Consider the following 12,003-nt stretch of genomic DNA (forward strand, 5'->3'; position numbering starts at 1 on the left):
AGCTTGTCACTATCGCAAACCGCCGCTTGCAGCATCAGCTGCAGGCCGCTTAAACTCTAACCCCTGATGAGCCAGAGCCTCCCTTCTCGAAAAGCTTGATCTGTCTCAAATTATCTGACGACGGACACTTCTGGCAAGCCGCTCCTCGCGACAAACGCGAAGCGTTTGCGCGGAGATCATGCTCAAACAAAGAGCTAGAGCGGGATGACGATTCGAAGAAAAGTGGTCACGCTCTGGTGCACGCCGAATGGGACCGGGACGTGCCCATCGCGTCGACGCAAGAGTGCTTCCGCTCTCTCAAGTGGGCGCCCTACCGGCGATGGGTGGAAATCGGCGAAGGCACGCACATGGAGCTACTGGAGAAGAACCGCCTGCAGGCGTTCGATGCTATCAGCCAGTTCGTCGCCGAGAACCCTGCTCGAGGCGTTTCCACTCATAAGAAGCCAGCTGGAAGCGCGTGAAATGAAACCCTGAACACTTGCGGGTAGTAACATCCGCTGCGAGCAACAATGTGGGAGTAGACGAATAGCAAAAACGCCTTTCGTGTCAATTGCTTACGCCCTTGGTGCGCTCGAAGGCGGTCTCTTTTGTCGCGATATCAATGGGTTGCCAAGATATTCCAAAGCATAAGGTGCGCTTCAAGCCCATAAGTATCTTTGAGAAAGGCCGCCCAAAGAGCGGCTTTGCCGCCGCCTTTTCGAGAGAATCGCCCGTTGGCGGCGTGATCAGTATCGCGGCCGATCTTGCTCTTGAGATCGTTTGAAAAGCTGCCTCCCAGCACGCAGACGTGTTGGAGAAGGTGCTTTATTTTTGGCGAGTAGCGGGACCGGCGGTCGGCCAAGACTGGACACGGTGTTGCGCCTCGGACGCGAAACTAAAGCACAACTGGACTGTCCGATTGGCAACACCTGAGTTCGCAAGCGACCACACCTCAGTTTTGGATTTCGAAAAGTGAGCACGCGAACTCAGTGACGCTCGCTCGGTTCGCTCGGCCGCCTGGTCAATTCCATCAAGTGCCAGCCAACGTGAGCTAGCGTGGATCAGTCCAGTCCATCATGGTAAAGCTTGAGCTAGCAACCGGCAACAAGATCAAGGTCAAGGTCAATCAACGATAGTCCACTTTGCGCCATAAGCTGCCTTTCCGCCGTGTCGGATTTTTGACCGAGAGCGGAAGTAGCGGACTCGAACGCTGAGCAGACTCGTCATTCAATCACCTGAGCCTAATGTCGAGCCATCCCAGATCGTTGACCTCGATTTGATCGCCCTCGCCAACGACGACGGTCGTCGTCTCAGCCTCCACTATTGCTGGGCCGTCGATTTTGTTGCCCGGTCGAAGCTGATCCGCATCGAATACTTCAACCTCTCGCCACTCGCCGAAAAATGCCTTTCGACTTCCTTTTGGTCTGCAGGGCGCCAAAGTCTTCTGCCCGCGCGCGACCTGTCCGACGCTCGGGACAGCGCCTACGGCAGCGACCCGCGCATTGACGAACACCGCTTCCTGATCCGGCGACGAGTATGTGTATAGCTCTTCGTGGCGACGATGGAATCGCTCCTCTATCCGATCGACGATGTTCTCCGACGTCCAATCAAGACCGTTTAGGGGGACATCAATCTGGAATATCTGCTCGCCATAGCGCATCTCGGCGGAGCGTTCGATTGCCACATCACCCCCAAACCATGACTTCAGACGGCTCGTGGCTTCTGTTTCCAGGTAGGCGAAGATGGCCCTGACCTCCTCGGGCGTAATCCGTTGGCCAGCGCTGTAATGCGTCCTGCTCACCTCGTACCTCAGATCGCTGGTCAACATGCCCCAGGCAGACAGTACCGAAGCCGCCGTCGGCACGATGATACGCTTGATCTCAAGTTCGCGCGCAACTTCTGCCGCATGCAGGCCCGCAGCGCCGCCAAAGCTCAGCAGCGCGAAACGCCGTGGATCGACGCCGCGTCGCAGAGTCATCAGACGGATACCGTCCGCCATACGCAGATTGACCATTCGATAGATTCCAGCCGCTGCATCGTCCCGAGATAGCTCGAGAGCTTTCGCGAGACGGTCGACTGCCGCTTCGGCGGCTGCGCGATCGAGCGGCCGCTTTCCACCCATGAACGCAGATGCGTCGAGATAGCCGAGAACGACATTGGCATCAGTAACAGTCGGTTCGACGCCGCCGTTGCCGTAGCAAGCCGGCCCTGGCACGGACCCTGCGCTCTCTGGCCCGACGCGGACCGTACCACCCACGTCCAGGGTGGCAATCGAGCCTCCACCGGCGGCGATGCTCGCAATGTCGAGGCTCCGTAGCGCAATGCGTTGGTCGGCAAGCCCTCCCTCAGCCGACAGCGACGCGCGCCCGTCCGTAATCAGCGAGATGTCCGTACTGGTTCCCCCCATGTCGAATGGCACGAGATCGGGAATTCCGAGCAGTTCCGCGCAGCGTCGGCATCCCGAGATGCCGCCCGCCGGGCCGGACAGAACAGTACCGGCGGCCAGCCGCGCGGCTTCCTCGAGCGGAGCCATCCCGCCGTGCGAAAGAATGATAAAAAGGCTACTGGCCAGGCCCGCGTCTTTTAGCCGGGCTTCCAGATTGGTGAGATAGCGTCGTACCGCCGGCCCGACGTAAGCGTTCACGATCGTTGTCGAGACGCGCTCGTACTCCTTGATCTGCGGCAACACATCGCTCGAGCGAGAGACGTTGACTTCCGGCAGTTCGCGCTTCAGTCGTTCGACGGTCGAAATTTCGTGCGCAGGATTGCGGTAGGCATGCAAGAAGCATACAGCCACCGAGCTTACTCCGGCGGTGCGGATTGCCGAGATCGCCTCGCCGAGCGAGTCTTGATCGAGTGGGATCGACACTTCGCCGTCCGGTCTAACGCGTTCACGCACACCGAACCGCAGCTCACGCGGTACCAGGGGCGAAGGGGGTGCGATGCGGAGATTATAGCGATCTCCCTTAAGGCCCTCTCGCATCTCGATAACGTCTCGATGGCCTTCCGTAGTGAGAAGCGCCACCTTTGCCCCCTTCCGTTCGAGCAATGCGTTCGTCGCGACCGTTGTCCCGTGCACCAGGCGGTTCGTTTTGGCGAGCATCTCCGCTCGCGGCATCTTTAGTCGACTTGCGAGTTCCTCAAGTCCATTCATGACACCGATAGACTGGTCTGCAGGCGTTGACGGCGATTTCGCGAACACGGTGTTGCCGTCGCGATCAATTGCAACGAGGTCAGTGTACGTACCACCAACATCGATTCCGATCGTAAACATCTTCAGGATACCCGCTAAATCGTTGTAATTTTTGTCGTAACGCCCTGCGCCAAGTCGGCTTCGCGCGCTTCAGCCGACCGTTGCCCAGGTGGGCCCCACCCTCCGCCACCGGAGGAGCGAACCTCGAAGCAGTCGCCGGGAAGGACTTCGATGCCGACCTCCTTGGTCCGCAGCACGCGCGGCGCGCGGCCTTTCGACACGAGGGTGTACTGATGCGGAAGCCCGTCGCTGCCGCCGAGCATCCCGCATGCTCCATGCTTCGTACCCTCGCCTGCCGTGTTCGCTCGCGCAGGTTTCGCCGTTTCCACGACGAGATCCAACGATACGCCGAGGCCACCACGAAACTTGCCGTCTCCGCCGGAGTCCGGGCGAAATTCGTGATGTCGGAAATGGAGCGGAAACCGGGCTTCGTCGACCTCGATGCTGCCGAATTTGATGCCCCCGACCGTATGCCACTCGCCGATCGATGACCAACCATCGCCCGCCGACGACGCGCCTCCGCCGGGTCTCGCCTGAAACAGATGCCAGATGAAATTGCGTCCTGTGCGCGCATTCTCACCTTGGATGGCGATGCGGAACCTGCGGCTCCACCCGGCCATCGCGCGATCGGGACACGATTGGGAAAGCGCTTTGACGATGGCTTCCACGATTTCATTCGACGGATGGCTGGTGCACATCGTAACCGGACGACCAGGATCAGCCCATACGATCGTACCTTGTTTTGCAACGACCTTCAGCGGCCGAAGGGCGCCGGCATTCTTGGGAATATCTGCGTCGATCAGATAGGCAAACGCCATAACGACCGCAGCCTGCATATTGGCGTGCGACGAATTGACGAAACTCGTCGACTGCGGATCCGACCCCGAAAGATCGACCTCGATATCGGACCCCTTCTTAGTCACCTTCGCGGCGATTTTAATGTCGCTTCGGCCATGACCGTCATCGTCAAGATACGCTTCTCCGTAGAACGTACCGTCCTGCCACGTCGACAGGACTGCCCGCGTCTGTTGTTCAGCCGCGTCGAGAATTGTTTCGACGGCCGCTTCGACGACCTCTCCACCAAACTCGTCGAACAGTCGTCTCACCCGGCGTTCGCCAAGGTGCGCCGCCCCAACCATGGCCGCGAGATCGCCGCGGAAATCGCGCGGATTGCGCACGTTAAGTGCCAGCATGTCGAGCAAATCGTCGCGAAGTTTGCCGCCTTCATAGAGACGGATCGGCGGTACGCGCAATCCTTCCTGCCAAATGTCGGTCGCGCCCGGATTGTAGGCACCGTGGGTAGCTCCGCCGATATCGCTTTGGTGTGCACGCACGATGGTCCAGTACAGCCTTCGCTCTCCATCGAAGACTGGCACGAACGCGGTTAGATCCGGCAAATGGCTGCCACCATGATAGGGATCGTTGAGCAGCAGAACGTCCCCGGGCTTGATGTCCTTGAAGCGCTCCTCGATCGCAAGCGTTGCCCAGGACAGCGCGCCGACATGGACCGGAATATGATCCGCCTGCGCAATCAACCGCCCATTTACGTCGCAGATCCCCAGCGAGAAGTCGCGGCTGGAATTCAGGATTTGGGAGTAAGATGTACGCAGCATCGCCTCGCCCATTTCGTTCACGATCGAACTCAGACGATGCTGGACAACGGAACGGGTGATAGGATCAATCTTCGAGGTCATCGCGGGCCTGCTAGTAGGAAAGAGGGTCTCTATCCGGCGTCAACTGAACGCCGGTCGGAGCATTTCACGGTACAAAGGGCTTGATCAGCCGAACGCGGCGACCTCCCCCAGTGACTCCGCAGCCGCCTTCACGATCGTATCGACGTCAGCATCTGTCATCGGCAACGACAGCGCCATCAGGCCGTAGCTTGCGACGAATATCCCGCGATTGAGCAGCCCGGCGTTGAACACGGCCTGGCGCTTCGCTTCCGTCTCGTTCAAGTAAGCCGATCGATAGTCGCGGACGTTGCGATTAGTGAAGTGGATCTTAAGAAGCGAGCCCAATCCAACTGCGGTGCCGGCGACGCCCATCTTCCGGAAAGCCGCGTTGATACCCTCGCGAACCGTCGTGCCGATCTTATCGAGTCGTGAATACGCTGCTGCATCGAGCAGCTTCATAGCGGCAAGACCGGCGCGCATAGTTACGGGATTAGCCGAAAAGGTGCCGCCGTGCGGGAGCGCCGGCTTGCCGGAAGATGGATCGAAGACCGACATGAACTCTTTACCGCCGGCGATTGCGCCGACCGGGAACCCGCCGCCGATGATCTTGCCGAGAGTAGTCAGGTCCGGCTCGATACTCCAAAGCCCTTGTGCACCCTCATAGCCGAGACGGAATGAGATGACCTCGTCGAATATGAGCAGCGCACCGACTTCCCGCGTTACCTGGCGGAGCGCTTCCACGTAGGCCTTATCCGCCGGAACCAAACCTGCGCGGTTCGGCATCGGATCGACGAGCACACAAGCGAGCTCGGGGCCATGTTCACGGATCAGGCTCACAGCAGCTTCGACATCGTTGAACGGAATTGTCACGACGTCCGTGAGCACGTTCTCGGGCGTGCCCTTGGCATAGGCTACTGATACGGGCGCGTTGCCACCCCAGGCCGCGGGCGTCGGGTCGAGGCTGACTTCAGCATAGTCATAAGAGCCATGATAAGCGCCCTCGCACTTCGCGATCTTCGGCCGGCCCGTGTAGGCGCGCGCGGCCTTTAGCGCCATCATCACCGCCTCGGTGCCAGAGTTGCAGAAGCGGACGTGATCGACCGATGGCAGCCTTGCTGCCAGCAATTCGGCGAGATCGACTTCGGACTCAGTCGGCATGCCGAAGGCCGAGCCTAGCGCGAGCTGTTTGGTCGCTGCCTCGATAAGAGCGGGATGAGCGTGACCATGGATCAGAGACGTGAAGTTGTTGATACAGTCGATATATTCGTTGCCATCGATATCCCAGACGCGGCAACCAGCGCCCGAAGCAGCGTAGATCGGAAACGGCTTCATATAGACAGTGGTACGCGTATTGCCACCCGGCAGGCTTTTCAGCGCTCGCTGATAGAGATCTCGCGATTGGGAATGATTGGCGGGATACATGTTGTCTCCTTGATTCTGGCTTCAACGGCCCAGATAAGCTTCGCGCACACGCGCATTTTGCTTGAGTTCTTCTGCTGGCCCTTCGAGCACAATGCGCCCTGTCTCCAGCACATAGGCGCGATCGGCGACCGAGAGCGCGAGCACTGTGTTCTGCTCCACAACCAGGATGGTCAGACCGGTCTCGCCGATGCGGCTGACTTGTTCGTAAACCTCTTCGGCGAGCCGCGGCGCCAAGCCGAGCGATGGTTCGTCGAGCAGCAACAATTTGGGACGAGCCATCAAGGCGCGACCGATCGCGAGCATTTGCTGCTCTCCGCCCGATAATGACCATCCAAGTTGTCGTCGGCGTTCCTTAAGGCGCGGAAATAATCCAAAGACGCGATCGAGATCGGCCGCGATCGACTGCCGCCAGCGGCGCCAACTGACGGTCGCAAGGGTCAGGTTCTCCTCGACCGACAGTCCAGGAAATATTCGTCGGCCCTCGGGCGCCTGCGCAATTCCAGCCGAAACGCGTTCGTCGGTGGACCAACCAGCGATCGAGCGCGCTTCGAATCTTATGTCTCCCGACGAGACCCTGTTGAGTCCGGAGATCGCATGCAACAAGGTCGTCTTGCCGGCGCCATTGGCACCGATAAGTGCGACCGTTTCGCCAGCTTCGACCTGGAGGGTCACGCCCTGCAGCGCTATGATATCGCCGTGCGCGACCACGAGATCGTTACACGACAGCATGGACATATCCTTCGCCCAGATAGGCAGACAGTACGGCCGGGTTTGCCTGAATCTCCGCTGGAGTTCCCTCGGCGATCTTGCAGCCAAAATTAAGAACAAAGATGCGCTCAGCGAGCCGCATGACCATCCCCATGTTGTGTTCTATCAACACCACGGCGAGGCCGTGCGCCGCGCGCAACTCTGTGAGGCGGTCAATTAGTTGATCGACCTCGCCGGAATTCAGGCCGGCCGCTGGCTCGTCCAGCAAGAGAACGTGCGGCCGGCAGGCCAGCGCACGTGAGAGTTCGACCATTCGGCGCCGGCCGTACGAGAGCGATCCGATGGCCTCGTGTGCCTCGTTTGCCAACCCCATTTGCTCGATGATTCCCATCGAGACTTCGCGCAGGCCGGACTCGCTAAGGTCGCTACGGATCGCTGCACCGGTCATCACGTTTTCAAGTACGCTAAGGCGCGCGAACACGCGCCCGTGCTGAAACGTACGGCCGAGGCCGGAACGAATACGTTTGTTAGTGGCCATGCGCGTGACCGCCTGACCATCGAGAAGCACCTGCCCCTCATCTGGCATCGCCAAGCCTGTCAGGACGTTCAACAGCGTGGACTTTCCGGCGCCGTTAGGCCCGATGACCGCGACGAACTGGCCCTTTTCGACGGTCAGATCCACGTCCGTCAGCGCAGCGAGGCCGCCATAGCGCTTGTGAATGCTTCGTGCTTCCAAGACATTCATGACGTCGCCTCCGGAGTACGAACAGACGCAAGGATTGGACTTCTCGCTGAACGACGGCTCAGGCGCTGCCCGAGGCCAACGAGCCCCGTAGGAAGAAACACCAGGATGCAAAGCACAAGCAGACCGAAGAAGAACAGGTAAGCGGTGCCGAGAAAGCGCAACCATTCTGGCAGAAACGTCAGCAGTACCGCCCCGAGGATAGCACCTACGATGGTGCCTTCCCCGCCGACGATCAGCATGGCTAGGTATGTGATCGAATGCGCGTAAGTGAAATCCTCAGGCGCGACGAAGCGCACGTGGAGGGCAAACAGACATCCGGCAACGGCGGCGCAGATGGCAGAAAGTACGAATGCGGTAATCTTGGCGCGCGTTGTATCGATGCCAGTCATCTCGGACGCGATCTCGTCGTCGCGCACTGCCATCATCTCGCGACCGCGGCGGGACCTGTGCAGTACGGCCGCTGCGGCAGCGATTAGCGCGAGGACTGTCAGCGCAAGCCACAAGAATTGATGTTCGCTTGAGAAACTGAGCGACCCTAGCCTTAATTCCGGGATCCGCGCGATACCATTGGTGCCGCCTGTGAGCGCTATCCAATTCGATGTCACGATGTAGAACGAGACGTTGAGGCCGAGCGTCGCCAGCGCGAGATAGTGACCGCGCAATCGAAGCAATGGGTAGCCAATCAGACCAGCAGAGACTGCTGTCGCCGCGATCGAGACGGGGGCCGCGAGCCACGGGGACCATCCGCAAGTGGTGGTCAGGATGGCCAAACCGTAGCCGCCCATGCCGACGAAGGCAGCATGACCGAGCGAGATCAAACCGGCATAGCCAAAGGCAAAGTTGAGCCCGATCACCGCTACCGCGGAGATCAGTGACAAATTCAGCAGGCGAAGATGGTATTCCGGAAGGACGATACCGGAAAGCCCGCCGATCACAATGACCGCCGCAGCGATCTGCACGGGGATACGCATCGCCATCCGATCAGCCTCGATCCTGGATCTTCTCGCCGAAGACGCCCTGCGGACGCACCAGCAAAAAGATGATCATTATGCCGAAGGAGATTAGATCCTTGTACGCGGACGAGACGTAGGATGCGCCGAGGACTTCACTCAAGCCAACGAACAGGCCGCCCACGATGGCCCCCGGCAGACTTCCAAAGCCACCGATGATGGTCGCAGCGAAGGCCTTCAATGCGATCGGATCACCCATGTTGACGTCCGCGAACCACATTGGTCCGAGCATTAGTCCCGCGACGCCCGCGAGCACCGCCGCGAGGATCCACGATAACGCAAGTAGGCGGTTGACTTTGAGACCCATCAACTTGGCGGCCTGCACATCCTGCGCGACGGCTCGCATCCCCACGCCAACCGAAGTGCGATTGAAGAGAAGCCATAATCCGGCGACCATCACTGCGGTCACAGCGACCACGCCAAGGGCGTGCGTGGAAATGATCGCGCCGCCGAGAGAGACCGCGCTGTCTTCGACGGGAGACGGCAGGCGGAACGGCCACGACCCAAACGACAGTAACGCGGCGTTCTGCATCGTGATGCTAACGGCAACGGTCCCGATGATGATCGTCACAACCGAACCACGTCGTAGAGGCAGATAGACCGAGATAAAGAACAAGGCCCCGAACAGCGCCATGATGAGGAGCGCCGCGCAATATGCAAATGGCCAGGGAAGTTGAGCGTTGATGAGCGTCGCAACGCCGGCGAACGTTCCGAACATTACGAATTGACCGGCCGCGAAATTCACCACTCCAGTAGCAGAGTAAACGATCACGAAGCCGATCGCAGCGAGCGCGTACACGCTGCCGATCGCCAGTCCGTTGATTAGAAGCTGAACGAAGTCCGCCATGACGTACCTACACGGTCTAGGCCTGCGGCCGGCTTGCCGAACCGCAGACCATTTCGTTGTAAATGACTAGTTGAGCGTGACCGGCTGCACGAGTTCTAGGGTCTTTGTGCCAGGCTTCGCTTTCACAACAGCAAGATCGCGAACGCCGTTGCCTTTGCTATCGTACGAGTAGACGTGCCCAATGCCCTGCCATCCCTTGACCGAGGACAACCATTCGCGCAGCGCTTTCGGATCGGTTCCGACCTTACGCATACCGTCGGCCATCAGCATCGCTCCGTCATAGTACGCAAGCCCGTAGGGATCTGGATCAACTCCGAACTTCGACTTGAAGCGCTCCACGTAGTCCTTCATCCGACCACCGACACTGACGTCCATGAAAGCATCGACCACCCCCCAGACACCCTCGAGGTCTGCTGGTGAAAGAAGCTGCGTCGCGGCGGGTACCAGTGCAGCAGAGGACGTAACGAGCGGCATCTTGAAGCCGAGCTGCTTGGCCTGGCGGAGCACCAGCGCGCCATCTTGCGGATAGTTGAAGATCAGAATGGCATCCGCGCCCTTGTTGCGGAGACTAAGGAGCTGCGCGGAGAAGTCCTTGTCGTTCTGACCATAGGCTTCCATGCCGGCGACCGGGATGCCTGCGGCCTCGAAGCGCTTGGCGGCCGTCTGCGCACCGCCCTGGCCGAAGTCGTTCTGGATATAGAGAATTCCGGGCTTCTTCACCTTGATGACGTCGACAGCAGCCTTCACCATTCCTTCGGCCGAAACGCTGTCAGCGGGACGGATGCGAAACATCCATTCATTTCCGTTTTCGGCCACGACGTCGGCACCGCCCGCATACATCGCTGGCACTTGAACTTTGCTTAGCTCGGGCGCGGTTGCGAGATTTTGCGTGGAGTAGCTCGACAGAAAAAAGAACGCGGGCTTGGTCTCCTGGGCCAGCTTTACGAATGCGTTGACCGCGGTTCCGTTGGACGCCTGCGTGTCCTCGAACACGATCTTGATCTGACGACCGTTTATACCCCCCGCTTTATTGATGTCCTCTTCGGCCATCGAAAGGGAGTTTTGGTACTGCTTGCCCGTCAGCGACAGCGGCCCCGTCATCGGGACGGTAGCGCCGATCAGGATGGGCCCACCCTGCTGAGCTTGAGCCGCACCGACGAACGACAGCATCGCTGCTCCGATCGTCGAGCTGAGAAAGGCCTTCCGCGTGATCTTCATGTCGCCTCCTGGAATGAAATAACCTTGTCCATCACGCCCAATGGAGTCGCACGGGGCTTGACAGACGTTCCGTTTTCTGGAACATTATCCCGAATAACGAAACGGTAGACGGCCTCCTCGTCAGGTGTCAAGCCGTTCATTTTTGCTTGCGCCGCACAAAAATTGATCGGATCACATCCAGATGGATGACAATTCGCCCGGCCCGCTGGCTCGATACATCGACGTGCTCGAAGTGATTGCCGCCTTCCCTGGCACGATCACGCTCGCCGACGTCTCATCGATTCTCGAACTCCCCAAGACAACCGCGCATCGACTGCTGAAGGGGCTGGTTCGATCAGGACTAGCAGTCGAAGCGGAAGCAGGACGCACCTATTCCGTGGGCGATAGGCTAACGCGCTTACTTCATGCGAGCGCGGACAATGGCTGGTACGCGTCGCTCGCCGGTCCCCATATTCATGCTTTGACGGAGGCGTCCACCGAGACTTGCTATCTCGCACGCCTCGTTGGGTCGCGCGTACTGGTAGCTGTTTCATATTCGCCCGATGTGAGGTGGCGCGGATATGTTCAGCCGGGAATCGAGATGCCCGTGAATGCCGCAGCGACTGGCAAGGCCATCATGGCATTTCAGAGCAAAGAGCTGATCGCTGAAGCTCTCTCAAATGAGCTTCCTAAGCCGACCGTCAATTCACACACCAGCCGAAAGTGGATTGATCAGGAGTTCGCAAAAGTCAGAAGAATGGGCTACGCCACCTGTATTGGGGAAATCGACGAAGGACTTGCGGCGCTTGCTGTCCCCGTCATGCTTTCGGATGGCGCAGTTCTTCAATCAGTAGGCATGACTGGGCCGCTCGAGCGAATTATGAACAAGCAGATGGAAGACCGGCTTGGAGCTCTGCGGGAAACTGCAGCCGCACTCTCGAAGGCGCTATCCCGAGGAATGGCTGTAAATAGTCGACGTTGAGACGTCCCTATCGGTTCGCGTCAGTGCCAAGGCGCGCGCCTAGAGCCAGCTGTCGGCTGTTGGCCCAGGCCGTGTGAAAACTGTGCCTCTGCTATTATTCTCCAGTGAATCGGCGGGGGACGAGCGATGGCGGGATTCGTAGAGGGGGTTGATCGCGGACAGAGCACGTTGTTCCCTGCACTGCTCG

The 12,003-nt window shown here is 59.2% G+C and carries 10 protein-coding genes; 1 reads left to right on the plus strand and 9 read right to left on the minus strand.

Annotation, left to right across the window (positions count from 1 at the left end; translation table 11 throughout):
* Positions 1–598 precede the first annotated feature (598 nt).
* The 9 genes from ACZYOF_RS38475 to ACZYOF_RS38515 all read right to left on the minus strand — a co-directional run bounded on the left by ACZYOF_RS38475 (position 599) and on the right by ACZYOF_RS38515 (position 10,855).
* Positions 599–841: a hypothetical protein gene (locus ACZYOF_RS38475; RefSeq protein ID WP_282528274.1), complete on the minus strand. Its 243-nt coding sequence runs from the start codon at positions 839–841 to the stop codon at positions 599–601.
* Positions 842–1,210: 369 nt separating this feature from the next.
* The gene (locus ACZYOF_RS38480) at positions 1,211–3,253 is read right to left on the minus strand and encodes a hydantoinase/oxoprolinase family protein (protein ID WP_463719009.1); all 2,043 of its coding nucleotides are present in this window, start codon (positions 3,251–3,253) and stop codon (positions 1,211–1,213) included.
* A gap of 14 nt (positions 3,254–3,267) precedes the next feature.
* Positions 3,268–4,926, minus strand: a complete 1,659-nt coding sequence (locus ACZYOF_RS38485) for a hydantoinase B/oxoprolinase family protein (RefSeq protein ID WP_463719010.1) — start codon at positions 4,924–4,926, stop codon at positions 3,268–3,270.
* Between the two features lie 84 nt (positions 4,927–5,010).
* Positions 5,011–6,327 carry an aspartate aminotransferase family protein gene (locus tag ACZYOF_RS38490; RefSeq protein ID WP_463719011.1) on the minus strand — a complete coding sequence of 439 codons (1,317 nt, stop codon included), beginning with the start codon at positions 6,325–6,327 and terminating at the stop codon, positions 5,011–5,013.
* A gap of 21 nt (positions 6,328–6,348) precedes the next feature.
* Entirely contained in the window at positions 6,349–7,056 is a 708-nt protein-coding gene (locus ACZYOF_RS38495) for an ABC transporter ATP-binding protein (protein WP_463719012.1), read from the minus strand.
* Positions 7,043–7,780 carry an ABC transporter ATP-binding protein gene (locus ACZYOF_RS38500; RefSeq protein ID WP_282528271.1) on the minus strand — a complete coding sequence of 246 codons (738 nt, stop codon included), beginning with the start codon at positions 7,778–7,780 and terminating at the stop codon, positions 7,043–7,045. Before ACZYOF_RS38500 ends, ACZYOF_RS38495 begins: the two co-directional genes overlap by 14 nt.
* The gene (locus tag ACZYOF_RS38505) at positions 7,777–8,757 is read right to left on the minus strand and encodes a branched-chain amino acid ABC transporter permease (protein ID WP_282528270.1); all 981 of its coding nucleotides are present in this window, start codon (positions 8,755–8,757) and stop codon (positions 7,777–7,779) included. Before ACZYOF_RS38505 ends, ACZYOF_RS38500 begins: the two co-directional genes overlap by 4 nt.
* A 4-nt stretch (positions 8,758–8,761) precedes the next feature.
* Complete coding sequence (locus tag ACZYOF_RS38510) at positions 8,762–9,637, minus strand: branched-chain amino acid ABC transporter permease (RefSeq protein WP_282528269.1); 876 nt, start codon at positions 9,635–9,637, stop codon at positions 8,762–8,764.
* A gap of 66 nt (positions 9,638–9,703) precedes the next feature.
* On the minus strand, positions 9,704–10,855 hold the full coding sequence (locus ACZYOF_RS38515) for an ABC transporter substrate-binding protein (protein ID WP_282528268.1): 1,152 nt from the start codon (positions 10,853–10,855) through the stop codon (positions 9,704–9,706).
* A 181-nt stretch (positions 10,856–11,036) separates the two neighbouring features.
* Here ACZYOF_RS38515 and ACZYOF_RS38520 point away from each other — a divergent pair, with 181 nt between their 5' ends.
* Positions 11,037–11,816 (plus strand): IclR family transcriptional regulator, encoded by a 780-nt coding sequence (locus ACZYOF_RS38520; protein ID WP_463719013.1) that lies wholly within the window; start codon positions 11,037–11,039, stop codon positions 11,814–11,816.
* The last annotated feature ends 187 nt before the right edge of the window (positions 11,817–12,003 follow it).

This window comes from Bradyrhizobium sp. LeoA1Lang, from assembly GCF_055413685.1.

What these genes read in the sequence shown, in the direction of transcription:
- ACZYOF_RS38480 (WP_463719009.1), bottom strand. Translation starts at nt 3,253, where the DNA reads ATGTTTACGATCGGAATCGATGTTGGTGGTACGTACACTGACCTCGTT.
- ACZYOF_RS38485 (WP_463719010.1), bottom strand. Translation starts at nt 4,926, where the DNA reads ATGACCTCGAAGATTGATCCTATCACCCGTTCCGTTGTCCAGCATCGT.
- ACZYOF_RS38490 (WP_463719011.1), bottom strand. Translation starts at nt 6,327, where the DNA reads ATGTATCCCGCCAATCATTCCCAATCGCGAGATCTCTATCAGCGAGCG.
- ACZYOF_RS38495 (WP_463719012.1), bottom strand. Translation starts at nt 7,056, where the DNA reads ATGCTGTCGTGTAACGATCTCGTGGTCGCGCACGGCGATATCATAGCG.
- ACZYOF_RS38500 (WP_282528271.1), bottom strand. Translation starts at nt 7,780, where the DNA reads ATGAATGTCTTGGAAGCACGAAGCATTCACAAGCGCTATGGCGGCCTC.
- ACZYOF_RS38505 (WP_282528270.1), bottom strand. Translation starts at nt 8,757, where the DNA reads ATGGCGATGCGTATCCCCGTGCAGATCGCTGCGGCGGTCATTGTGATC.
- ACZYOF_RS38510 (WP_282528269.1), bottom strand. Translation starts at nt 9,637, where the DNA reads ATGGCGGACTTCGTTCAGCTTCTAATCAACGGACTGGCGATCGGCAGC.
- ACZYOF_RS38515 (WP_282528268.1), bottom strand. Translation starts at nt 10,855, where the DNA reads ATGAAGATCACGCGGAAGGCCTTTCTCAGCTCGACGATCGGAGCAGCG.
- ACZYOF_RS38520 (WP_463719013.1), top strand. Translation starts at nt 11,037, where the DNA reads ATGGATGACAATTCGCCCGGCCCGCTGGCTCGATACATCGACGTGCTC.